Source organism: Streptosporangium sp. NPDC002721, assembly GCF_042888905.1.
GTDB lineage: Bacteria > Actinomycetota > Actinomycetes > Streptosporangiales > Streptosporangiaceae > Streptosporangium.
The window spans coordinates 11,337-34,344 of the sequence record NZ_JBIAQI010000056.1; the positions used below are offsets into that span (position 1 = coordinate 11,337).

The window sequence follows — 23,008 nt, forward strand, 5'->3', positions numbered from 1 at the left end:
GGCATATCGGTCATTCGCCCGGTCGGCGAGCGGTCCGGCACGGGGGCCGGTTGACGATGGGCGAAACGCGCTGGAAACATCGGGCACCCAGGTTGTGGGAGCGCTCCCACTTGGACCCCTCCGACCGGGGTCCTCGGACCCAAGCTCCCGCAACCTGGTACCTCCCCCGCCCAAAGGACCCCCCGTGATCAGACGACCACCCGCCTGGCTCGCCCTCGCCACGGCCGCCGCCCTGGTGACCCTGACCCCGCTGCCCGCCGCCGCGGACGGTCCCGAACAGATCGTCAACGGCACCTTCGACACCGGCACCGCCCCCTGGTGGAGCACCGGCAACACCGCACTGGAGGTCGAGGACGGCCGCCTGTGCGCCGACGTCCCCGGCGGCACCGCCAACCCCTGGGACGTCATCGTCGGCCAGAACGACATCCCCCTGGTCAAGGACGAGACGTACGAGTTCTCCTTCTTCGGGATCGCGACGCCGGGCCGGGTGGCCAAGGCCCTCGTCCAGCTCCCGGTCGACCCCTACACGCAGTACCTGTCGGCCAATCCCGAGCTGAGCGTGTCCGGTAACGACTACCGCTACACCTTCACCTCGCCCGTGGACCTGCCGGGCGCGCAGGTGGCGTTCCAGATCGGGGGCAGCGCCACCCCGTGGAGGTTCTGTGTGGACAACGTCTCCCTGAAGGGCGGGGCCGAGCCCGACGTCTACGTGCCGGACACCGGGCCCCGCGTCCGGGTGAACATGGTCGGTTACCTGCCCTCGGGGCCGAAGAACGCGACCCTCGTCACCGAGGGCACGGAGCCGGTGGACTGGAAGCTCAGGCGCGGCGGGGAGACCGTCTCCGAGGGGGAGACCGTCCCGCGCGGCGTCGACGGCAGCTCCGGCCAGAACGTGCACTCGATCGACTTCGGCACGGTCACCGCGCCCGGCACCGGCTACACGCTGGAGGCCGACGGCGAGACCAGCCGTCCCTTCGACATCGGCGCCGGGGTCTACGGCGACCTCAGGACCGACGCGCTGAAGTTCTACTACACCCAGCGCAGCGGCATCGAGATCCTCGACGAGCTCCGCCCCGGCTACGGAAGGCCCGCCGGGCACGCCGGGGTCGCCCCCAACCGGGGTGACGTCGCGGTGCCCTGCCAGCCGGGCGTCTGCGACTACACGCTGAACGTCAGGGGCGGCTGGTACGACGCGGGCGACCACGGCAAGTACGTCGTCAACGGCGGCATCTCCGTCCACCAGCTGATGTCGGCCTTCGAGCGCGCCAAGGCCGACGGCCTGCACAAGGACGGCGACCTCGACATCCCCGAGAGCGGCAACGGGGTGCCCGACATCCTCGACGAGGCCCGCTGGGAGCAGGAGTTCCTGCTCAGCATGCAGGTCCCCGAGGGCAAACCGTACGCGGGAATGGCCCATCACAAGATCCACGACGCGGCGTGGACCGGCCTGCCTCTCCTGCCCCACCTGGACCCCCAGCCACGCGAGCTGCACCCGGTCTCCACCGCGGCCACCCTCAACCTGGCCGCCACCGCGGCCCAGGCGGCCCGCCTCTTCGCCCCGTACGACGCCGCCTTCGCCGCGCGCAACCTCGCCGCGGCCAGGAAGGCGTGGGCGGCGGCGAAGGCCAACCCCGCGCGGTACGCGGACCCGGCCGACGGGGTGGGCGGCGGCGCCTACAACGACGGCGACGTGACCGACGAGTTCTACTGGGCCGCCGCCGAGCTCTACCTCGCCACCGGCGAGAAGGAGTTCAAGGAGTACGTGCTCGCCTCGCCGCACCACACCGGCGACATCTGGCGCGAGCGCGGCTTCGACTGGGGAAACACCGCCCAGCTCGGCCGCCTGCAGCTCGCCTCCGTGCCCAGCGCGCTCCCCGACCGGGCCCGGGTGCGCCGGTCGGTCCTGGAGGGCGCCGACAAGTATCTCGCCGTCCAGAGGGCCCACCCGTACGGCGTCCCGTACAACCCGCCGGACTACGACTGGGGCTCCAACAACCTGGTGCTCAACAACATGGTCGTGATGGCCGTCGCCCACGACCTGAGCGGTGAGGCGAAGTATCACGACGGGGTGCTGGAGGGGCTCGACTACATCTTCGGGCGCAACGCCCTCAACCAGTCGTACGTGACCGGCTACGGCGAGGTCGCCTCCAAGAACCAGCACAGCCGCTGGTACGCCCGCCAGCTCGACCCGTCCCTGCCCAACCCGCCGCGCGGCACCCTGGCCGGAGGCCCGAACTCCGCCATCCAGGACCCGGTGGCCCAGGCCAAGCTGCGGGGCTGCAAGCCCCAGTTCTGCTACATCGACGACATCGAGTCGTGGGCCACCAACGAGCTGACGATCAACTGGAACTCCCCGCTCGCCTGGATCTCCTCCTACCTCGCCACCCCGGCCGCCCCCGGCCCGTGCAAGGTCACCTACACCGACCACGGCCAGTGGACCGACGGGTTCAACACCCAGGTCACCGTCACCAACACCGGCCCCAAGGCGATCGACGGCTGGAGCCTCAGCTGGTCCTTCCTGGGCGGCCAGACCGTACGGCGGCACTGGAACACCGCCCTCACCCAGGACGGCGCGACCGTGACCGCCGGACACGTCGCCTGGAACAAGATCATCAGACCCGGCCGCTCGGTCACCTTCGGCTTCATCGGCGCCGAAGCCCCCGGCCCCAACCCCAAACCGGAACGCTTCCTCCTCAACGGCACCCTCTGCGGCTGATCGACGCTTCGCGACCTCGTATGTCCATGATCGAGTGCTTATGACGATGACCTGCGGTTATCGATCTCCCCGTATCGCGGATTATGTAATCGATGACATATAGCCTCACGCTCCGTGAGGCTATATGTCATCGAGATCGAGCCCGAGATCCGATCTTGGCTTGAGTCGCTGTCCGAGCGCGACTACGTGAAGGTCGAAGCTTTGGCCGACCTCCTCTCCGAGCAAGCCGAGACGCTCGACGAGCCGTACTCCAAGCACCTTGGGGGCAAAGTGCGCGAGTTGCGCCTCTCGCTCACGCGCCGTCAGGTCAGGATCACCTACTGGCTCGCTCCCGGTCGACGGATCGTCCTTCTCACCGTCTTCACCAAGACACGCCGCAAGGAGACCGGTCAGGTTGAACGCGCTCGTCGAGCACAGGTCGAATGTGAGAATCTTCATGTGGTCGCCTCGGAGGTCTACGACCGCGTCTGGAAGGACTGAGTGGGGCATGGCTCACAACACGTGGGAGCGGACAGGCGCCGAGCGCCGGGCCGACGCCTACCAGGAGGCCCGCGACGCGCTGCTCCTGGGACAGCAGGTCTACAACCGCCGGACGGAACTCGGCCTTTCCCAGGCCGAACTGGCCGAGCGGGCAGGCATGACCCAGCCGCAGGTGTCCCGACTGGAGACGGGCGGGGTCACCCCGACGCTGGCACTGCTCCGGCGCCTGGCGAGAGCACTGGACGCAGACCTGAACGTCACCTTCACCCCCCACGCGGCCGCTTGACGCCACTCTCGGAGGCACATGGCGCCGAAGCGCGGGAGTTCCGCGGATGTCTCGCCCCGGCGTTTCCTCTTGTTCACGGACCGAGCAGCTTCCTGAGATCGTCCTCGCCGTATTCGACGAGGTCATCGGCCATCTGCGCGGCGCCATGGGCCCTTTCGAGCAAGTCACGATCCCTCAACGCGTCGATGACCCGCGCCAACCTGCGGCGTCCGGGTCCACCCTGCTCCGTCTCGCGGACGACGGTCAGGACCTCGGCCAGCGAGGTGGCGGAGATTCTGGTCACCTTCCCACCGGGCACGGCCCGCAGGACACCGTGTGCCATCCACGAACGAACGGTGGGCACGCTCACGCCGAGCAACTCGGCCGCGCACGCCAGTTTCACCGCGGACGGACGCGGCCCTTGGTCGTGCCGGAGCGACATCCGCCGGACCGTCGCCTGCAGGGCGCGATCCGACGTGCGACACCGGGCCAGGGAGAGGAGGTCGGCGAGATCTTCCACGATCAGTCGGGCTTGCTCATCACGTTCACCCATGTTTCCAGTATAACTTTTCTTTCAAATATGGCCTTCTATTTGAAAGAAAAATCGCAAGCGGGTGGCCGCGGGCGCCCTAGACTGGGGCCGTGATCGAGGATATTCGGGTGGATCCCGCCGTCAGCGCGCTCAGGCCGGACTTCGGGGTGCTGGTGATGGGGGTGTACGGGCTGCGCAACGGGCCCACGGACGACAGGTCGCGGGCCTGGCTGGCGGAGGCCGCGGAGAAGGCCGTGCCGGTCGACGATCCGAGGATCGAGGCGTGGCGGGAGGCCTACCGGGGATTCGGCGCGAAGCCGCAGCGGACCAGGCCGTCGGTGGACGCGCTGGTCAGGCGGATGCCGCCGCCGGAGATCAACCGGGTGGTCGACGCCTACAACGCGATCAGCGTCAGGCACGGCCTGCCGATCGGCGGCGAGGACCTGACCCGCTACGAGGGGACGGCCAGGCTGGTGCGCGCGAGCGGCGACGAGCCGTTCGAGGTCGTCGAGAAGGGCGAGCCCGCGGTCGACCACCCGGAGGCCGGCGAGGTCGTCTGGCGCGACGACAGGGGCGTCACCTGCCGCCGCTGGAACTGGCGGCAGTGCGTCCGCACCCGGATCACCGAGGAGACGACGGACGCGCTGTTCCTGCTGGAGCGGCTCGCCCCCCTGTCCGCGGAGGAGCTGCGCGCGGCCGGGGACGAGCTGGCCGGGATGCTCGAAGATGTCACCCCGGGGATACGGGTGGAGTCCCGACTGGTCTGGCCGGGCTGAAGACACCGGCCGGATCGGGCTGACCAGCGCCCGAGCGAGTAAACAGTTACCCGGGGGCTGACCGTTTTAGCCCATACTGGGAGGATCGGCAAGGAAGCTGCGGTCAGACTGGCGCAGGTCCGAGCCGAGGCGAGTAGCCTTGGACAGGTTCTCTATCATCAACGCCGATCTGCGGAAGAGGGCGATTTCCGCCGTGTCGTCTGAGTCGTCGCGGACAAACCCGCTGGCAGCCTTTGGTCAGAACGAATGGCTTGTCGACGAGCTGTACCAGAAGTACCTCCAGGACCCCGAGTCGGTCGACCGGGCCTGGTGGAACTTCTTTGCTGATTACAGCCCTGATTCGGGGTCCGGCCGTGCCGCCGCGCCCCAGGGGGCGGCTGCCGCCGCGCCCGCTCCACCGACACCCGCTGCGCCCTCGGCCACCCCGGCTGCGGCTCAGGCCACCCCGGCCCCCGCGGCGACGACCCCAGCGCCGAAGGCGGCCAAGCCCGCCCCGGCGGCCCAACCCAAGCAGGAGACGCAGTTGCCCGCCGCCGCCGGTGCCGAGGAAGTCCGACTACGCGGCGCCGCCGCCAGGACAGCGGCCAACATGGAGGCCAGCCTCGTCGTGCCGACGGCGACCAGCGTGCGCGCGGTCCCGGCGAAGCTGCTCATCGACAACCGGATCGTGATCAACAACCACCTGTCGCGCGGTCGCGGCGGCAAGGTGTCGTTCACGCACCTCATCGGCTACGCGGTGATCAAGGCCCTCAAGGTCCTGCCGGAGATGAACCACTCCTACGCCGAGGCCGACGGCAAGCCGGTGCTGGTCAAGCCCGAGCACGTCAACCTGGGCCTGGCCATCGACGTCGCCAAGAGCGACGGCACCCGCCAGCTCCTGGTCCCGTCGATCAAGGCGACCGAGGAGATGGACTTCCGCCAGTTCTGGGTCGCGTACGAGGAGGTCGTGCGCAAGGCCAGGGCGGGCAAGCTCGGGGTCGACGACTTCAGCGGCACCACGATCTCGCTGACCAACCCGGGCACCATCGGCACCGTGCACTCGGTGCCGCGCCTGATGCCGGGACAGGGCACGATCATCGGCGTCGGCGCGATGGAGTACCCCGCCGAGTACCAGGGGGCCTCCCCCGACACGCTCTCCCGCCTCGCGGTGAGCAAGGTCATGACGGTCACCAGCACGTACGACCACCGCATCATCCAGGGCGCCCAGTCGGGTGACTTCCTGCGGCAGGTCCACCGGCTGCTGCTCGGCGAGGACGGCTTCTACGACGAGATCTTCGAGGCTCTCCGGATCCCGTACGAGCCGATCCGCTGGGTCCAGGACATCTCGACCACCCACGACGACGACGTGGCGAAGTCGGCCCGCGTCATCGAGCTGATCCACGCCTTCCGGGTCCGCGGCCACCTCATGGCCGACACCGACCCGCTGGAGTACAAGCAGCGCAAGCACCCCGACCTCGACATCAAGTCGCACGGCCTCACCCTGTGGGACCTGGAGCGCGAGTTCGCCACCGGCGGCTTCGGCGGCCGGCCCCTGATGAAGCTGCGCGACATCCTCGGCGTGCTGCGTGACTCCTACTGCCGCACCATCGGCGTCGAGTACATGCACATGCAGAACCCCGAGGAGCGGGCCTGGATCCAGGCGCGCATCGAGCGGCCGCACGCCAAGCCCGACCGCGAGGAGCAGCTGCGCGTCCTGGAGCGGCTGAACACCGCCGAGGCGTTCGAGACGTTCCTGCAGACGAAGTTCGTCGGGCAGAAGCGCTTCTCGCTGGAGGGCGGCGAGTCGCTGATCCCGCTGCTCGACTCGGTGCTGAGCTCCGCGGCCGAGGAGCGGCTCGACGAGGCCGTGGTCGGCATGGCCCACCGCGGGCGCCTCAACGTGCTGGCCAACATCGTCGGCAAGTCGTACGGGCAGATCTTCGGCGAGTTCGAGGGCAACATCGACCCGCGCAGCGCCCACGGCTCCGGCGACGTGAAGTACCACCTGGGCGCCAGCGGCGACTTCGTCTCGCCCGACGGCTCCAAGCTCAAGACCTCGGTCGTGGCCAACCCCTCCCACCTGGAGACGGTCGACCCGGTCCTGGAGGGTGTGGTCCGCGCCAAGCAGGACCTCCTGGAGCGCGGCGAGGAGGGCTTCACCGTCCTGCCGGTGCTCGTCCACGGCGACGCGGCCTTCGCGGGCCAGGGCGTGGTGGCCGAGACGCTCAACCTGTCGCAGCTGCGGGGCTACCGCACCGGCGGCACCGTGCACATCGTGGTCAACAACCAGGTCGGCTTCACCACCAGCCCGGCCAGCTCGCGCTCCAGCGTGTACGCCACCGACGTGGCCCGGATGATCCAGGCCCCGATCTTCCACGTCAACGGCGACGACCCCGAGGCCGTGGTCCGGGTCGGCAGGCTCGCGTTCGAGTACCGCCAGGCGTTCCGCAAGGACGTGGTGATCGACCTCATCTGCTACCGGCGCCGGGGGCACAACGAGTCCGACAACCCGGGCTTCACCCAGCCGCTGATGTACGACCTGATCGACGCCAAGCGCTCCACCCGCAAGCTCTACACCGAGGCGCTGATCGGCCGGGGCGACATCACGGTGGAGGAGGCCGAGGGCGCGCTCCGCGACTACCAGGCCAAGCTGGAGAACGCCTTCGCCGAGACCCGCGCGGCGGCCAAGGACCCGACGGGCGAGTTCTCCCGTCCGGTCGACATGGAGACCGTCCCCTGGTCGCACGAGGACGTCAAGACGGCCGTCTCCGAGGAGACCGTCAAGCGGATCGTGGAGACCCAGCTCAACATGCCCGAGGGCTTCACCGTCCACCCGCGCCTGCTGCCGGTGCTGCAGCGCCGCGGGCAGATGGTCGCCGAGGACCGCATCGACTGGGGCATGGGCGAGACCCTCGCCTTCGGCTCGCTGCTGATCGACGGCCACCCGGTCCGCCTCGTCGGCCAGGACTCGCGGCGCGGCACGTTCACCCAGCGGCACGCCGTGCTGGTCGACCGCGTCACGGGCGAGGAGCACACCCCCCTCAAGGCGTTCAACGAGGGCACCACGAAGTTCTACGTCTACGACTCCCTGCTGAGCGAGTACGCCGCGCTCGGCTTCGAGTACGGCTACAGCGTGGAGCGGCCCGAGGCGCTGGTCGCCTGGGAGGCGCAGTTCGGTGACTTCGTCAACGGCGCCCAGTCGATCATCGACGAGTACCTCACCTCGGGCGAGCAGAAGTGGGGCCAGCGCTCCGGCGTCACCCTGCTGCTGCCGCACGGCTACGAGGGGCAGGGGCCCGACCACTCCTCGGCCCGCATCGAGCGCTTCCTGCAGATGTGCGCCCAGGACAACATGACCGTGGCACAGCCCACGGTTCCGGCCAACTACTTCCACCTGCTGCGCTGGCAGACGCTGTCGAACCGGCACCGCCCGCTGGTGGTGTTCACGCCCAAGTCGCTGCTGCGGCACAAGGCGGCGGTCTCGGCGGTCAGCGACTTCACCTCGGGGTCGTTCCGGCCGGTGCTGGGCGACGTCACGGCTCCCCCGGCCGGCGTCCGCAAGGTCGTGCTGGTCTCCGGCAAGCTCTACTACGACCTGGCGGCGGCCCGCGACAAGCAGGGCCGCAACGACGTGGCGATCGTCCGCCTGGAGCGCCTCTACCCGTTCCCCGCTGACCCGCTGGAAGCCGAGCTGAGCCGTTACGCCGCCGACATCGAGCTGGTGTGGGCGCAGGACGAGCCGCTCAACATGGGTCCGTGGCCGTTCCTGGCGCTCAAGCTGGCCGAGAACCCGGGGGTCTTCGGCGGGCGTTCGATCAGGCGGGTCTCCCGCAAGGCCAACTCCTCCCCGGCGACCGGTTCGCACTCCACCCACGAGGTGGAGCTGCAGCAGATGCTGGGCGAGATCTTCAACTAGGCGACCGGCCCTTCCTCGGCCGGTCCGCCGCAGGCGTCACCACGGAAGTCCCCCGCAGGAGCCTCTGCGGGGGACTTCCCCGTTTTCGCGAGCCGTTCGCGGATCGCGAGCACGGCCACAGCGTCATCACTTCACAAGTTTCATCAAGGGAGAACGCGATGTACTTCACCGATCGGGGCATCGAGGAGCTCGTCGCGCGCCGGGGCGAGGAGGAGGTCACCGTCGTGTGGCTGGCCGAGCGGCTGCGCGAGTTCGTCGACCTGAACCCCGACTTCGAGACGCCGGTGGAACGGCTGGCCACCTGGCTGGCCCGGCTGGACGACGAGGACGACTGAGGAAAACGCGATATATCTTGACCTTACGAGTGACGCGACATATCGTGTTCATCATAAGGAGGTCATTCACATGCGGCAATGGACGATCGAGAAGCCGGAGCAGCTCACCTTCGACTCCGTCAGGAAACTCAACGTGCGCATCGTGGCGGGAAAGCTGGCGGTGCTGGCCAGCGACGGCCCTCCCAGGCTCGAGGTCACCGAGATCGACAGCCCCCCGCTGCTCGTCACCCACGACGAGGACGGCACGCTCACCGTCACCTACAAGGACCTCACCTGGGACGGCCTGCTGGGCTGGCTGCGCCCCGGCCGCCGCCGGGCCACGCTGACGCTGACCGTGCCGAAGGACTGCCCGGTCAACGTGGGGGTCGTCTCCGCGTCCGCGGTCGTCGCCGGGTTCGAGGACCGCACCTCGGTCAGGAGCGTCTCGGGCGGGATCGTGCTCGACGGGGTGAGCGGCGAGATCGTCGCCGACACCGTCTCCGGCGCCGTGGAGAGCCGGGGCCTGGTCGGCGACCTGTCGTTCAAGAGCATCTCCGGCGACCTGACCGTCGCCCAGGGCACTCCCCGGCGGCTGAGCGTCACCACCGTCTCCGGCCGGATCACCGCCGACCTGGAGCTCCCGCCGACCGGCCACGTCACGATGAACAGCGTCTCCGGCGACATCGTGCTCCGGCTCCCGCACGCGGTCGAGACCGACGTCAAGATCCGCTCCACCTCGGGCAGGATCGACGCGGCCTTCCCCGAGCTCGACTACTCCATCCAGCCCGGCGCGAAGACGCTGGGCGGCCGGATCGGCGGCGGCATGGCGTCGCTGACGGCCAACACCGTCTCCGCCGACGTCACACTACTGAAGGGAGCCCAGGCATGAGCCCGGTCTTCGGCCACGGAAGGCTCCGGCTCTATCTCCTGAAGCTGCTGGAGGAGAGCCCGCGCCACGGCTACGAGGTGATCCGGCTGCTCCAGGATCGCTTCCTCGGCGTCTACTCCCCCTCCCCCGGCACGATCTACCCGCGCCTGGCCCGCCTGGAGGAGGAGGGGCTGGTGACCCACGAGGTCGTGGACGGCAAGAAGATCTTCACCATCAGCGACCGGGGCCGCGAGGAGCTCAACGAGCGGCTCGACGAGCTCGCCGACCTGGAGCAGGAGATCTCCGACTCCGTCCGCGACATCGCGCGCGAGGTCAAGGAGGACGTACGCGACACGGTCAAGTCGCTGCGCGAGGAGCTCACCCAGATGGCGCGCGACGTGCGCCAGGGGTCCGAGCAGGACGCGCGCAAGTCCTGGCGCGAGCAGAAGACGGAGTGGCAGCGCCAGAAGCACGAGTGGCAGCGCCAAACCGACGAGTGGAAGGACGACTGGAAGCGCGTCTGGGCGAACGGCTTCACCGGCGAGGGGTCCCGCGCCGGAGACGCCCAGCTCGGGCAGATGCTGGCCGAGTTCGTCGAGGAGGTCCGCAGGGACGCGGCGGCCGCGCGGGTCAGCGAGGAGACCCTGGCGACCGCCCAGGACGCCCTGTACGACGCGGCCCGCCGCATCCGCGACGCGCTCCGGTGAGCCCGGCGATCGTCATCGACGGACTCCGGCGGGGCCGGCGATCCTCGTCGACGCGCTCCGGTGAGCCCCGCGATCCTCATCGACGGACTCCGGCGGGTGCGGCGATCCTGACCCTCCGTACGACGCCCGCCGGGCTCATCCCGGCAGGGTGAAGACGACCTTTCCGAAGAGCTCGCCCTCGTGCATGGCCGCGAAGCCCTCGCGGGCCTCGGTCAGCGGGAGGGAGCGGTCGATCAGCGGGCGAGTGCCGGTCTGCTCCAGGAAGCGGGCCAGCCTGCCCAGCTGGTCGCGGGTGCCCATGGTGGAGCCGATCACCGACAGCTGCAGGAAGAAGACGCGGTTCAGGTCGGCCGGCGGGACGGCGCCACTGGTCGCACCGGAGATCACGATCCGGCCGCCGGGGCGCAGCGCCTTCAGCGAGTGTCCCCAGGTGGCCTGGCCGACGGTCTCCATCACCGCGTCGACCCGCTCGGGCAGCCGGGCACCGCTCTCGAAGACCTGGTCGGCCCCCAGTTCCAGGGCCCGTGCCCGCTTCTCCTCCGAGCGGCTGGTCGCCCAGACCCGGTATCCCCCGGCCCGGCCCAGCAGGATCAGCGCGGTGGCCACGCCGCCGCCCGCGCCCTGGACCAGCACGGTCGAGCCCGGCTCGAGCCCGGCCTTGTCGAACAGCATGCGGTAGGCGGTCAGCCAGGCCGTCGGCAGGCAGGCGGCCTCCTCGAAGCTGAGCGCGGCGGGCTTGGGCACGAGGTTGCGCCGGGGCACGACGACCCGCTCGGCGAGGGTGCCGTCGTGTTTCTCCGAGAGCAGCGAGCGTTTCGGGTCGAGCGTCTCGTCGGCCCCACTGCCGATCACCGAGTGCACGATGACCTCGTTCCCGTCCTCGTCGAGCCCGGCGGCGTCGGTGCCGAGCACCATCGGGAGCTGCTCCTGCCGGAGGCCTATCCCCTGCAGGCTGAACAGGTCGTGGTGGTTGAGCGAGGCGGCCCTCACCGTGACGGTGGTCCACCCGTCGGGAACCTCGGGCTCCGGGCGCTCACCGAGCGTGAGACCGTCGAGGGGGTTGTCGGGATCGATCCGCGTGGCGGTTACAGCGAACATGGCCGCACCCTACGCCGTCCACGCGACGATCACCGCGCACGGGGCCCGTCCCTCGCGCCTTCCGCGCGGCGACCGGTGGGAACAAGGACCCGCCCGGGACACTCCCGGGACCGTCGCTCGCGTCCCTCACATGGCGACCACTGCGACGGGACCGCACCGGTCGCGACGAAGGCGGCCACGGCGAACGGGTCCGCCCTAAGCCGTCCGCCTGACGGTCATGCCCGCCATGGTCCTCTCGACGTGGCCCCGCTCCCCGGAGGCCGCGACGTACACCCCGTCCTGGCAGGTCTCGACGGAGAAGCGGCGCCGCTGCTCGATGACGGAGAGTTCGATCGACGCGACGTCGCAGCCCGGCACCGGAGCCAGCACCAGCAGCGTCTCCCTCGCCCCGCCGAACCACAGCTGCGGTCCCAGCGGCTCGCCGTCGAGGACCTCCCCCTGCGTGGCCAGCCGCACCGGGGAGGTCGCGTCGAGCACGAGGTAGCCGCCCTTGGTGACCTTGCCGCGCAGGTTGCGTGCCCAGAGCATGCGCTGCTCGAAGGGCATGCCGTCCTTGAGGTCGCGCAGTGCCACGAACCACGGGTCGAACGCGAACAGCAGCACCTCGCCCTCGGCGGGGCTCATCGGATGCCAGAGGGAGACCTGCTTGGTCAGCTTTCTGATCATCGGCCGTCCCTGGGCGACCCCCGCCGGACCTCCGGAAGGCACCAGCAGCTGCCGGTAGGGGCCGGAGTGGCCGTCGAGCCGGCCCGAGATCGCGGGCCTGAGCCCCAGCTCGGCCAGGCCCAGCTCCGCCGGGTAGCTCACCTCGGCGGCCGAGCCGTCGGGGAAGACCACGTCGAGGATCTGCCTGCCGCCCTTCTGGCGGTACTTCGGGTGAAGCACGTTCGGCACCTCCTCCGCGACGGTCCCCGCCCGTGTGGGCACCGGCGGCGGGAACGACGGCGAGACCGCCTCCGGCCGCTCCCGGCCCGTCAGGTTCCACACCACGAGCGCCACCAGCGCGGCGGCGCCGATCCAGCGCCACGGCCCCGTCCTGGACCTCGCCTCGATGATGTCGTGCTGACCACCGGCCACGTCTTCGGCCGCCTCTTGCAGAAGGTACGGTTCTCGGCCCCATCTTCGGGGTCCGGCGGTCTCGGCGCCCGCGTCAGTAGCGTCACGAATCAGAATCGATGCCCGGGGAGCCGGGACGTCGGGCGGCGGCGCCCGCGTTCCGATGCGCGTGTTCCGAGGGTCACTTCACGAGATCCGTGGTGCGGCACCCGTATCCCGGGACCGGTGTTCCGATATTCACCTCACCTCCCGTGATCACCCGCAAAACCCTCACGGAAAACGGCCGGAGAACACCCGGAACAGCGTTGGTGACGTCACCGCACCCGAAAACCCAAAGGTGTCGAAGTTACTCGAGAAGCCTCCGGTAATCTTTGTTACCACTGATGACAGCGATACCCCTGAGACCTCCCCATAACCGCCATGAGCTGCGGAAATGCCAATTCGTTAAGCTATAACAAATTGCTATTCAAATAACAAGACAGCATCGGATGGAACCGTCCCAGACTTTTTCCCGTCAATTCCTGCCCGCCGCTCGAATCAGTCAGTAACGTTCCGATCGTTTTCCCGGCGAGGAGAAGTCCCGTCTCCACGCCGAGAGCGAAAGGAGCTTCATGAATTCCCGAGCACGGCGCCTCATGATCCCCCTCACCGGCGTTCTCATGATCGCCGGAGTGATCGGCGCCACCACCGGTGCCAACGCCGGTACGGCCCCCGACGACGTGGTCAGTTCCCAGGCCTCGGAGACGGCGAACCAGGCCACCTCCTTCTGGTCGCCCGAGCGGATGCGCAAGGCCACGGACGCCACCGGCGACCTCGACCTGAGCGTCAAGGGCGGCAAGGCCTCCAGGGCCGCGGGCCCCGACGGCCCCGGCGGGTCGGTCCCGCCGATCGGCGCGGAGGGCGCCAAGTCCTCCAAGAGCAAGCAGGTGAACCTGCCCAACACCGTCGGGCGCGTCTTCTTCACTCTGCCCGGCGCCAACCCGTCGGACTCGAAGAGCTGGAAGTACTGCTCCGGCAGTTCGGTCCAGGGCAAGTACCGCAACGTGGTCGCCACCTCCGCGCACTGCGTCTACGACGTGAAGACCAACCAGTTCTACGACAACTGGATCTTCATCCCGTCCTACTGGGACGGCAACCAGGCGTGGGACGGCAAGAACCCCTACGGCATCTACGCGGCCAAGTGGTTCAACGCGCACGACGACTTCGTCGTGAAGGAGGACTACGACTACGACTACGCCTTCGTCAACGTCCACTCCGGGTTCAAGGTGAACTGGGAGAAGGACAAGGACAACAAGTGGAAGCCGGTCATCAAGAACGTCGGCCGTCTCGGCGACAACGTCGGCGGCCAGGGCTTCGCCTGGAACCAGAAGGTCAAGAACAAGGTCTTCTCCTTCGGCTACCCGGCCGGCCTGCACCCCGACGGCGACAAGCCCTTCTCCGGCCGCACGATGAAGTGGTGCTACGGCACGACCGGCGCCATGCCGGCCGCGCCGAAGTACAACGTCCAGGAGCACGTCGGCTTCAAGTGCGCCTTCACCGCGGGCGCGAGCGGCGGCCCCTGGCTCTACAAGTACAAGAGCTCCAGCCGGACCGGCTACCTGGTCGGCGTCAACAGCATCGCCTGGGACACCGACAAGAACGACCGGTACGACAAGATCTCCTCGCCGTACTTCAACAGCGATACCTACAAGGTCTACAAGGCCGCGGCCAACCGCTGGACCAACTGACCCGTGCGACCGGCCGACCGTAAGGCCATTCGGCCGGCCGGGGCGAACGAGCCCGAAGTGAACGAGCGGGGCCCGGTCCGGGGACCGGGCCCTTTCTCACAGGCGGCTGTGAACCCGGCGGCTCCCGCGAAGGGCGGCGACCACAACCCTGGCCACTCTCCCAAGAAGTGGTGACCACCGACCCGGCCGCTCCCGCCAAGGACGTCAGGTCACGAACCCGGCCGCCGGATCGTCCCCGGGAACGTTCCGAAAGGCGGCCCTGAAGGCGCTCCCGGAGGGGCGGCCATCTCACCGGAGGCGTTCCACCCGGTTCCCGGCCCCCGGAGGTCGCCTCCCAGGGCGAAGACCCCGCCGGTGGCGGCCCTCAGCGCGCAGGGGCTGCCGTAGGTGCGTTCGAACCGGATGAAACGGCTGTTCCAGATCCCGCTGGCGGTCACCGTGACCGGGTCGTACTGCAGCGTGCACGCCACACCCGTCCTCGGCCTGAGCCTGGCGGGATCGCCCCGCACCTCGGCCAGCGCCTCGCAGGCGCGGACCGCGTCGGGGTGGGTGCCACCGGGCCGGTCGCACAGCAGCAGGGCGTGGCCGGCCACGGGCAGGGGCTTGTCCCCCTTCGCGAGGCTCAGCACGAGCGCCTTGGCGCTGCGCGGGGGCCGGGCGTCGGGAAACGGTTCGACCGGCCGGTGCACGACGGGGGCGGGCCCGCCCGGATGGAGCGAAAGCGACCGCGGGTCGCCGGAGCGGGGGTACGGCCTCGTCTCCTGCCACCCGGGGCCCGGATCCTGGAGCGGCGCCGTGGACGCCGCGGCCGTACCTGAGAGCGGGAAGAGGCCGACAACGGCCAGACAGAGAAGACGCCGCATGAGATCCCCCGATGACGTGTGACGCGGATGCCGGCTCAGCCTGCCCCCGGTCACTCCCGCGGGACAACGACAAGCCTGGCTGTTTCCGCAGTTCATACGGTCACATGACTCGCACGGGACTGCTCGATCAAGTTCAGGTAGATCAGACGGACTCCGGGAGTTCCCGGTTCCATGAATTTAGTAACAAAAATATAACGGTCCGATCAGTTGCCCGATTTATAGCTTTTTAACCCATCTTTGCCGAGTACGGTCACCTCTTGTCTCTTTACGCATGCGTGGGTTGCGTCCCGAGTGACCCATGACAAAGAAGGAGCTCCATTGAACTCCCGAGCCAAGCGCCTCCTCCTCCCCCTCGGTGGCGCTCTCGCCGCCGCCGCGATGATCGGCGCCTCCCTCCCCGCCACCGCCCAGGCGAGCACGGCCGACCCGGACGTCAAGTCGTCGGCGCTCACCCCCTCCGGTAACGCGAAGGCCATCGCGGGCTACTGGACCGCCTCGAAGCTGAAGTCGGCGACGACCTACCTCGCCGACTCCACCGTCTCCGCCAAGCTGAACAAGACCGGTGCCGCCAGGGCCGCCGCCGACGGCAAGCCCGGCGTCGTCGCCCCGACCGGCGAGGAGGGCAAGACCGCCGGCAAGTCGCGGAACGTGAACCTCCCGATCACCGTCGGCAAGGTCTTCTTCGTCGACGACAAGGGCAAGGAGCGTTGGTGCTCCGGCACCTCCGTGCAGTCGAAGTTCCGCAACCTGGTCGCCACCGCCGGCCACTGCGTCTACGACACCGACACGAACAAGCCCTTCAGCAACTTCGTGTTCATCCCCGGCTACTACCAGGGCAAGGCCCCCTGGGGCATCTACGTCGGCGCCAAGGTCAACACCCACGACGACTTCACGGTCTACGAGGACTACGACTACGACTACGCCTTCGTCAACGTCTACAACGGCATCAAGCAGACCGGTGTCAAGGAAGTGACCGCGCCCACGTACGCGGCGACCAAGGGTCACAAGTACACCGAGGACAAGGAGATCTCCAAGTCCGAGTACGAGCTGGGCATCGAGAAGTACGGCGAGAACGGGCCGTACTGGAAGAAGACCCTCGACCCCAAGGTCGAGACCGTCGCCAAGCCCGCCGACGCCCAGCAGCACATCGAGCAGTACGTCAAGGACGGCCGCAACGGCGTCAAGCTGACCGCGGTCGAGGTCGTCGAGAGCGTCTACAAGGCCGCCCCCGACAACCTGGAGAACAACTCCAAGTTCACCCGCTTCAGCGACGACAAGGGCAAGGTCGCGATCAGCCAGGAGGAGTACCAGCAGCTCCTCAAGGAGAAGGCCGAAGGCAAGTTCCTCGGCAAGCTGGAGGCCCCCAAGGACGCCAACGGCAACGAGATCGCCTGGTTCAAGACGCGCTACTTCATCAAGAAGTGGGTGAAGACCAGCGTCAAGGAGGTCTACTACTACACCCGGTTCTTCGTGGTGCTCCTCTCCGACGCCGGCCGCCTCGGTGACAACGTCGGTGGCCAGGGCTTCAGCTGGAACCAGAAGCTGGGCAAGAAGGTCTTCACGTTCGGCTACCCGACCTCGGCCCACCTCGACGGCGACAAGCCCTACTCCGGTCACACCCAGAAGTGGTGCTACGGCACGACCGGCGCCGCGCCCGTCGTGTCGGCCTACAAGGCCGAGGAGCACCAGGCGATCAAGTGCGCCTTCACCCCGGGCGCCAGTGGCGGTCCCTTCCTGCTGCAGTACAAGAACAGCAAGCGGACCGGCTACCTCAACGGTGTCGTGAGCCTGACGGTCGACAGCGACGGCAACAAGCGCTACGACCGCGTCACCACCCCGTACTTCAACGGTGACACGTACGGCATCTACAAGCACGCCGCCAACCTCTGGACCGGGAAGCTCCCGGCCTAGACACGGGCTTCGTGAACGAGGAAGGGCCCGGTACGCACCGGGCCCTTTCCGGCCTTCACGGGGTGCTTATACACCTTCAGCCACACTGATCAGATAACAGAGTATGACCGGATCGGTCCAACGAACTGCCCAAAAGTAAGTTGATCTGGAAAAATCATCCCTTGCGCCCCTCCTAACTCCCGGTTCTTCCGAAAGGAACCCCATGTCCTCCCGCGCCCGGCGGTTCACGGCCACACTCGGCGGGCTGATCGCCGCCTGTGTGACCATGACGTCCGTGTTCGCCGGGAGCGCCGCCGCCACCCCTCTGGACGGGGTGCCCAACGGGATCACCTCGATCACCCTGACCAAGAGCGGCGCCGACATGCGGCGGATCGCCGAGTACTGGAGCCCGGCACGGCTCAGGCAGGCCATGGACAACGTCCCCGCCACGCCCGAGATGAAGAACGGCGGCCCCTCCCCCTCGGCGTCTCCCACCTCGAAGGCCACCCCGGGAACCGCCACGGCCGGGAGCGCCACGGCCGGGAGCGCCACGGCCGCCGCCGGGGAGTCCACCGCGACGGCCGTGATCGCGGAGACGGGCTCGGCCACCGGCGGAAAGGGCGCCACCACCTCGAAGGGCTCCGCGCCGGCCGTCAGGCCGACCCTGCCGAAGAAGCGGGCCCCGGCCTCCGGTGGTTCACCGATGACCGTGGGCAAGGTGTTCTTCCGGATCGGCGCCAAGGACTACTGGTGCTCCGCCTCCTCCGTGGCGGCGGCCAACCGCAACCTGGTCGCCACGGCCGGACACTGCGCCTACGACGCCAAGACCGGCAGCCCGGCCGAATACTGGATCTTCATCCCCGGCTACGACAAGGGCAACACCCCGTACGGCATCTACATCGGCCACTCGCTCAACCTGCACGAGGACTTCGTCGGCAGGGGTGACTACGACTACGACTACGCGTTCGTCACCGTGCACGACGGCTTCAGGTGGAAGGCCGGCAAGACGTCCGGCAGCTACGAGATGGAGAGCGTCGGAAGCCTGGAGGACAACGTCGGCGGGCAGGGCCTGGCGACCAACCGCGGGGCCGGGCTGTCCGCCCTCGCCTTCGGCTACCCCGCGGCCCCGCACCCCGACGGCAGCAGGCCCTACAACGGCCAGCAGCTGAAGTCGTGCCGCGGGCTCACCATCAAGGTGAAGGCCCCCACCCGCCTGGTCGAGCAGGGGGTCGCCCTGGCCTGCACGTTCACCAACGGCGCGAGCGGCGGCCCCTGGCTGATCTTCTACGACAACAAGAACTCCGTCGGCTACCTCAACGGCGTCAACAGCTTCGCCTGGGACGTCAACACCGACCGCAAGTACGACAGGATCTCCTCCCCGTACTTCATCGCGTCGACCTACGCGGTCTACCACTGGGCCGCGACCCAGCAGGCGCCCCGACCATAAAGGCACCTTAGGAGATCCTTAAGAGACCCTTATGTGGGGTTTGCTCCGGCGATCCATGCATAGGTTCGTAGCTTGTCGTCCCGCAGTTCCCGGATGTCCGGGAACGTTGCAGCGCAAGGAGCTCCTGTTTTGAAGCACTCTCTTCTCCCCCTCGGTGGCGCCGCAGCAGCCACCGCCCTGCTGGCCACCACCCTGGCCGGCACCGCCCAGGCCGCCCCCGACTGGGCGACCGACCCGATGGCCAGGAACAACGCCTCGGCGGTCTCGGTCATCGACTTCTGGGCGGCCTCCAACTTCGCCGCCCTCAAGAGGGCGACGGTCTACAACCCCGACCCCGGGGCGCCGAAGATGAAGGTCGGCGGCGGCTTCTCCCCCGACGGCAGGCCCGGCAGCGTCGGTCCGACCGGTTCGGAGAAGCCCACCCCGTCGCTCGCCAAGAACGTCAACCTGCCCAGGACCATCGGCAAGGTGTTCTTCGTCGTCAACGGCGAGTACCGGTGGTGCTCGGCCACCTCCATCCAGGGCAAGTACCGCAACGTGGTCGCGACGGCCGGGCACTGCGTCTACGACCCGGGCAGCAACAGCGACACCCTCGACAAGTGGGTCTTCGTCCCCGGCTACTACCAGGGCAAGGCCCCGTGGGGCATCTACGTCGGCAAGTCGGCGTGGACGCACTACGACTTCGCCAACTACGAGGACTACGACAAGGACTACGCCTTCGTCACGGTCTACAACGGCGTCGCCTTCGACGGTGTCAAGCAGGTCACCAAGGGTGAGTACAACGGGTTCACCGGGCCCAAGTGGTCACGTGGCTCGCACTACTACATCCTGCTCTCCAAGGACGTCGGCCGTCTCGGCGACAACGTCGGCGGCCAGGGCTTCACCTGGAACCAGAAGACCGGCAAGACCGTCTACGTCTTCGGCTACCCCCAGGCCCCGCACCCCGACGGCGACAAGCCCTACAGCGGCGTGACGCCCAAGTACGTGTACGGCAAGACCTCGGGCAAGGAGTACGTCTCCGCGGCCGAGAAGGTCGAGGAGCACGTCGGCCTCAAGGGCGCCTTCACCCCGGGCGCCGACGGCGGCCCCTGGATCTCGCAGTACAGCAGCTCCAGGCGCCTGGGTCACGTCAACGGCGTCACCAGCCTGTTCGGCGACCAGGACCAGAACGACCGCTACGACCTCATCACCTCGCCGTACTTCGACGGCGAGACCGCCGACGTCTACCGCAAGGCCGCCAACGTGTGGTCCGGCAGGATCGTCGGCCCGAGGGGCGAGCTCTACAGGTAACCCTCGGGCCGGGTGACTCCCCGGCCCCGAGGACCATCGGCGGGACCCGGCGCGCAGCGCCGGGTCCCGCACCCGTTTCCCGGGCCTTTCCCGGGACGCGGCCGGGTGTTCCCGGGGCGTTCCCCGGGCGAGGGGCCGGATTCCGGGGGCCGGGGGCCTCTCACGGGGCGATCCGAAAGACGATCCGGCCTCGGGCAGGCGCATTAGACGTGCCCGTTCCGAAATCGGTGCCATCAAGTTGATGTGATCTGCATCACATGAGGACCATAGCCCACCGTGATCAACCAAACACGTCACATCAGTCACTTTCATCCCAGACTTCCACCTATCTGCGGAAACAGTCTGGACAGACCTCAATCGCAACATCAGCATCAACGGTCTTCAAACATCACGAAACGGTCTCGGGGTGTCAGGGTCGACTGTTTCCCCTCGAACCGGCTTCCGGCTACCAAGATCGGCGCTGTATGTTTCTGGCATTCCCTTTACTGACGCATGGGACGCAAGAAGCGTTCCACATCAGACCAAGGAGTTCCCTTGAAGCGCATCCTCCTCCCCGCCGGTGGCGCCGTTCTGGCCACCGGTCTGCTGGCCGCCGGTCTGGCTGGAACCGCCAACGCTGTTCCGGACTGGGCCTACGACACCCTGGCCAAGAACGCCCCCGACGCCGTCGCGGTCGCGGAGTTCTGGACCAAGGCCAACGGCCACACCAACAACCTCGCCAAGGCGACCGCTTACACCGACGAGACCATCGCGGCCTCGAAGCTGAGCGCGTCCGGTGGCTACACCCCCGACGGCAAGCCGGGCGTCGTGGCCCCGATCGGCGAGGAGAAGAAGTCCGCCGCGAAGGTCAAGAACATCAACCTGCCCAAGACCATCGGCAAGGTGTTCTTCGTTGACTCCGAGGGCGAGCTGAAGTGGTGCTCGGCCACTTCGATCCAGTCGAAGTACCGCAACCTGGTCGCCACGGCCGGTCACTGCGTCTACGACGACAAGAAGAACGCCAGCGCCATGGACAACTGGGTCTTCGTCCCCGGCTACTACCAGGGCAAGGCTCCGTGGGGCGTGTACGTCGGTAAGACCGCCTACACCCACTACGACTACAGCGTGTACAACGACCGCGACCGCGACTACGCGTTCGTGACCGTGTACAACGGCATCCACGTCGGCGGCGGCAAGGCCACCCAGGTGACCGCGAAGGAGTTCGCGGACTACAAGGGTGCCAAGTACATCGACGAGAAGATCATCACCAAGGACGAGTACGCGGCCGGGTACGAGAAGTACGGCGACCTGGGCCCGTTCAAGTCCAAGGCTGTTGACCCCAAGGTCGAGACCGTCGCCAAGCCCTCCGACGCTGCGGCGAAGATCGAGGACTACATCAAGACCGGCAAGGACGGCGTCCAGCTCGTCGGCGCCGAGGTTGTCGAGTCGGTCTACAAGGCTGCTTCCAACGGCCTGGAGAACGGCAACAAGTTCGAGCGTCTGAGCACGGTCGTCCCGATCAGCCTCGAGGACTACAACGCCCTCAAGGCCGCCAAGGGTGAGGGCAAGTTCCTCGGCACCCTGGCTGAGGTCAAGGACGACAAGGGCAACGTGATCGGCTGGACGAAGCAGCAGTTCTTCGTCAAGAAGTGGGTCAAGACCACGGTCAACATCAAGTACTGGGTCGAGACCTACTTCGTCGTCGAGGGCTACATCAAGGACGCCGGTCGCCTGGGCGACAACGTCGGCGGCCAGGGCTTCACCTGGAACCAGAAGCCCGAGCAGACGGTGTTCGTGTTCGGCTACCCGGCCGCGCCGCACCCCGACGGCAACAAGGCCTACACCGGCGTTACGCCGAAGTGGACCTACGGCAAGACCTCCGGCAAGGTGTACACCTCGGCTGCGGAGAAGGTTGAGGAGCACGTTGGCCTCAAGAGCTCCTTCACCCCCGGCGCCGACGGTGGCCCCTGGCTGTCCAAGTACAGCAACGCCAAGCGTCTCGGCTACGTCAGCGGTGTGACCAGCCTGTTCGGCGACCAGGACAAGAACGGCCGCTTCGACATCATCACCTCGCCGTACTTCGACGGCGAGACCGCGACCGTCTACACCAAGGCCGCCGCGGTGTGGTCCGGCTCGATCGTCAAGAAGTAGTAGCTTCCTGAAGATCACCCGAGCCTGAGCGTCCAAACCTCAGACTCACAGCACCACCGCAAGACCAAGCACCACCAGCTTCACCCGAGGGGGGCCCGGCACCAGCCGGGCCCCCCTCGGCCATTCCCCCACCGGTCGATCACGAAGACGGCGACCGGTTCCTCGTGAACGTCGAAGGGCCCGGCGGAACCGCCGGGCCCTTCGACGTGCCGGCGATCTCGCCCACCGGAGAGCCCGGCGCGACCGGCGTCCGGAGATCAGGTCCGCGAGGCGAACCGGAGAACGGGTCTGGAGAACGGCTCCAGGGACCAGGCCCGCGAACGGAAGCGAGGACCGACCCCGGAAAATCGGTCCTGGAGAAGAGGTCTGGAGATCACAGACGCGTTCCTCGCGGGCTCCCACGCGCGTGAAGCCACCTCTCCCGCTTCGGCGCCGCCGTGTCGCGCTCCCGGCCGGCGCCGGATCTCCCCGGCCGGACTCCACCATCCCTGTGGCCGACGCTCGGCAGCGGAAGGATCAAGCCTCTCGACGGAGGGCGGGAGGGCGACAAGAGGTCGCTCGCGGCTGTTCGGGACGCCCGTACGGCATGTTCTCGGGCTCGTTCACGCCCTGGATCCCGAATCGACGGGTCTTTAGACGCGTCCACTGCGAAATCGGTGCCATCGAATCGGTGTGATCTGCATCACATATGACCGGTAACCGAACGTGCTGGCCTACTCACGCCACATCAGTCACTTTCACACCAAGCCTATGCCTATCTGCGTAAACATGTGGCTCGCCCATCAATTTTCACAACAGCTTCAGGCGTACCCAAACATCACAGAATGGCATCGACGCGATCAAGGCCGTCTTTGATCCCCGAACCGGCTTCCGGCTACCAAGATCGGCGCTGTATGTTTCTGGCATTCCCTTTACTGACGCATGGGACGCAAGAAGCGTTCCACATCAGACCAA

Annotated in this window: 17 protein-coding genes; 13 read left to right on the forward strand and 4 right to left on the reverse strand. The window is 67.9% G+C overall.

The annotated features are described in order from the left end of the window. Nucleotides 1-187 precede the first annotated feature (187 nt). The 3 genes from ACFYWM_RS42955 to ACFYWM_RS42965 all read left to right on the forward strand — a co-directional run bounded on the left by ACFYWM_RS42955 (nt 188) and on the right by ACFYWM_RS42965 (nt 3,482). Nucleotides 188-2,716, forward strand: a complete 2,529-nt coding sequence (locus ACFYWM_RS42955) for a glycoside hydrolase family 9 protein (protein WP_389927178.1) — start codon at nt 188-190, stop codon at nt 2,714-2,716. Nucleotides 2,717-2,830: 114 nt separating this feature from the next. After that, nucleotides 2,831-3,196 (forward strand): type II toxin-antitoxin system RelE/ParE family toxin, encoded by a 366-nt coding sequence (locus tag ACFYWM_RS42960; protein WP_389927137.1) that lies wholly within the window; start codon nt 2,831-2,833, stop codon nt 3,194-3,196. A gap of 7 nt (nt 3,197-3,203) precedes the next feature. Continuing rightward, the gene (locus ACFYWM_RS42965) at nt 3,204-3,482 is read left to right on the forward strand and encodes a helix-turn-helix domain-containing protein (RefSeq protein WP_389927140.1); all 279 of its coding nucleotides are present in this window, start codon (nt 3,204-3,206) and stop codon (nt 3,480-3,482) included. Between the two features lie 73 nt (nt 3,483-3,555). Here the strand turns inward: ACFYWM_RS42965 and ACFYWM_RS42970 are convergent, their stop codons facing one another. Beyond that, nucleotides 3,556-4,014 (reverse strand): helix-turn-helix domain-containing protein, encoded by a 459-nt coding sequence (locus ACFYWM_RS42970; protein ID WP_389927143.1) that lies wholly within the window; start codon nt 4,012-4,014, stop codon nt 3,556-3,558. Nucleotides 4,015-4,103: 89 nt separating this feature from the next. Between ACFYWM_RS42970 and ACFYWM_RS42975 the strand changes: the two genes are divergently transcribed. The 5 genes from ACFYWM_RS42975 to ACFYWM_RS42995 all read left to right on the forward strand — a co-directional run bounded on the left by ACFYWM_RS42975 (nt 4,104) and on the right by ACFYWM_RS42995 (nt 10,553). Further along, nucleotides 4,104-4,769 carry a B3/4 domain-containing protein gene (locus ACFYWM_RS42975; protein ID WP_389927146.1) on the forward strand — a complete coding sequence of 222 codons (666 nt, stop codon included), beginning with the start codon at nt 4,104-4,106 and terminating at the stop codon, nt 4,767-4,769. Nucleotides 4,770-4,962: 193 nt separating this feature from the next. Further along, on the forward strand, nt 4,963-8,664 hold the full coding sequence (locus ACFYWM_RS42980; protein ID WP_389927149.1) for a multifunctional oxoglutarate decarboxylase/oxoglutarate dehydrogenase thiamine pyrophosphate-binding subunit/dihydrolipoyllysine-residue succinyltransferase subunit: 3,702 nt from the start codon (nt 4,963-4,965) through the stop codon (nt 8,662-8,664). 158 nt (nt 8,665-8,822) lie between these two features. Continuing rightward, a complete protein-coding gene (locus tag ACFYWM_RS42985) occupies nt 8,823-8,999 on the forward strand; it encodes a DUF6104 family protein (RefSeq protein WP_329094229.1) in 177 nt (58 codons plus the stop codon). A 70-nt stretch (nt 9,000-9,069) separates the two neighbouring features. Further along, nucleotides 9,070-9,867 (forward strand): DUF4097 domain-containing protein, encoded by a 798-nt coding sequence (locus tag ACFYWM_RS42990; RefSeq protein ID WP_389927152.1) that lies wholly within the window; start codon nt 9,070-9,072, stop codon nt 9,865-9,867. Continuing rightward, a complete protein-coding gene (locus tag ACFYWM_RS42995; protein WP_389927155.1) occupies nt 9,864-10,553 on the forward strand; it encodes a helix-turn-helix transcriptional regulator in 690 nt (229 codons plus the stop codon). Before ACFYWM_RS42990 ends, ACFYWM_RS42995 begins: the two co-directional genes overlap by 4 nt. A gap of 135 nt (nt 10,554-10,688) precedes the next feature. Here the strand turns inward: ACFYWM_RS42995 and ACFYWM_RS43000 are convergent, their stop codons facing one another. Then, nucleotides 10,689-11,651 (reverse strand): zinc-binding dehydrogenase, encoded by a 963-nt coding sequence (locus tag ACFYWM_RS43000; protein ID WP_389927158.1) that lies wholly within the window; start codon nt 11,649-11,651, stop codon nt 10,689-10,691. Nucleotides 11,652-11,846: 195 nt separating this feature from the next. Continuing rightward, nucleotides 11,847-12,728, reverse strand: coding sequence for a hypothetical protein (locus ACFYWM_RS43005; protein ID WP_389927160.1), 882 nt, complete (start codon nt 12,726-12,728; stop codon nt 11,847-11,849). A 590-nt stretch (nt 12,729-13,318) separates the two neighbouring features. Between ACFYWM_RS43005 and ACFYWM_RS43010 the strand changes: the two genes are divergently transcribed. Then, nucleotides 13,319-14,434: a trypsin-like serine peptidase gene (locus ACFYWM_RS43010; protein WP_389927163.1), complete on the forward strand. Its 1,116-nt coding sequence runs from the start codon at nt 13,319-13,321 to the stop codon at nt 14,432-14,434. Nucleotides 14,435-14,643: 209 nt separating this feature from the next. Here ACFYWM_RS43010 and ACFYWM_RS43015 read toward each other — a convergent pair whose 3' ends face one another. Further along, nucleotides 14,644-15,297 (reverse strand): SSI family serine proteinase inhibitor, encoded by a 654-nt coding sequence (locus ACFYWM_RS43015; protein ID WP_389927166.1) that lies wholly within the window; start codon nt 15,295-15,297, stop codon nt 14,644-14,646. 318 nt (nt 15,298-15,615) lie between these two features. Here ACFYWM_RS43015 and ACFYWM_RS43020 point away from each other — a divergent pair, with 318 nt between their 5' ends. From ACFYWM_RS43020 to ACFYWM_RS43035, 4 genes are all read left to right on the forward strand, one after another. Continuing rightward, entirely contained in the window at nt 15,616-17,208 is a 1,593-nt protein-coding gene (locus ACFYWM_RS43020) for a hypothetical protein (RefSeq protein ID WP_389927169.1), read from the forward strand. A gap of 202 nt (nt 17,209-17,410) precedes the next feature. Beyond that, nucleotides 17,411-18,634: a trypsin-like serine peptidase gene (locus tag ACFYWM_RS43025; protein ID WP_389927172.1), complete on the forward strand. Its 1,224-nt coding sequence runs from the start codon at nt 17,411-17,413 to the stop codon at nt 18,632-18,634. Between the two features lie 129 nt (nt 18,635-18,763). Beyond that, nucleotides 18,764-19,924: a trypsin-like serine peptidase gene (locus ACFYWM_RS43030; RefSeq protein WP_389927174.1), complete on the forward strand. Its 1,161-nt coding sequence runs from the start codon at nt 18,764-18,766 to the stop codon at nt 19,922-19,924. Between the two features lie 534 nt (nt 19,925-20,458). Continuing rightward, entirely contained in the window at nt 20,459-22,054 is a 1,596-nt protein-coding gene (locus tag ACFYWM_RS43035) for a hypothetical protein (RefSeq protein WP_389927176.1), read from the forward strand. Nucleotides 22,055-23,008 lie beyond the last annotated feature (954 nt).

What these genes read in the sequence shown, in the direction of transcription:
- ACFYWM_RS42965 (WP_389927140.1), top strand. Translation starts at nt 3,204, where the DNA reads ATGGCTCACAACACGTGGGAGCGGACAGGCGCCGAGCGCCGGGCCGAC.
- ACFYWM_RS42970 (WP_389927143.1), bottom strand. Translation starts at nt 4,014, where the DNA reads ATGGGTGAACGTGATGAGCAAGCCCGACTGATCGTGGAAGATCTCGCC.
- ACFYWM_RS42985 (WP_329094229.1), top strand. Translation starts at nt 8,823, where the DNA reads ATGTACTTCACCGATCGGGGCATCGAGGAGCTCGTCGCGCGCCGGGGC.
- ACFYWM_RS42990 (WP_389927152.1), top strand. Translation starts at nt 9,070, where the DNA reads ATGCGGCAATGGACGATCGAGAAGCCGGAGCAGCTCACCTTCGACTCC.
- ACFYWM_RS42995 (WP_389927155.1), top strand. Translation starts at nt 9,864, where the DNA reads ATGAGCCCGGTCTTCGGCCACGGAAGGCTCCGGCTCTATCTCCTGAAG.
- ACFYWM_RS43000 (WP_389927158.1), bottom strand. Translation starts at nt 11,651, where the DNA reads ATGTTCGCTGTAACCGCCACGCGGATCGATCCCGACAACCCCCTCGAC.
- ACFYWM_RS43010 (WP_389927163.1), top strand. Translation starts at nt 13,319, where the DNA reads ATGAATTCCCGAGCACGGCGCCTCATGATCCCCCTCACCGGCGTTCTC.
- ACFYWM_RS43015 (WP_389927166.1), bottom strand. Translation starts at nt 15,297, where the DNA reads ATGCGGCGTCTTCTCTGTCTGGCCGTTGTCGGCCTCTTCCCGCTCTCA.
- ACFYWM_RS43025 (WP_389927172.1), top strand. Translation starts at nt 17,411, where the DNA reads ATGTCCTCCCGCGCCCGGCGGTTCACGGCCACACTCGGCGGGCTGATC.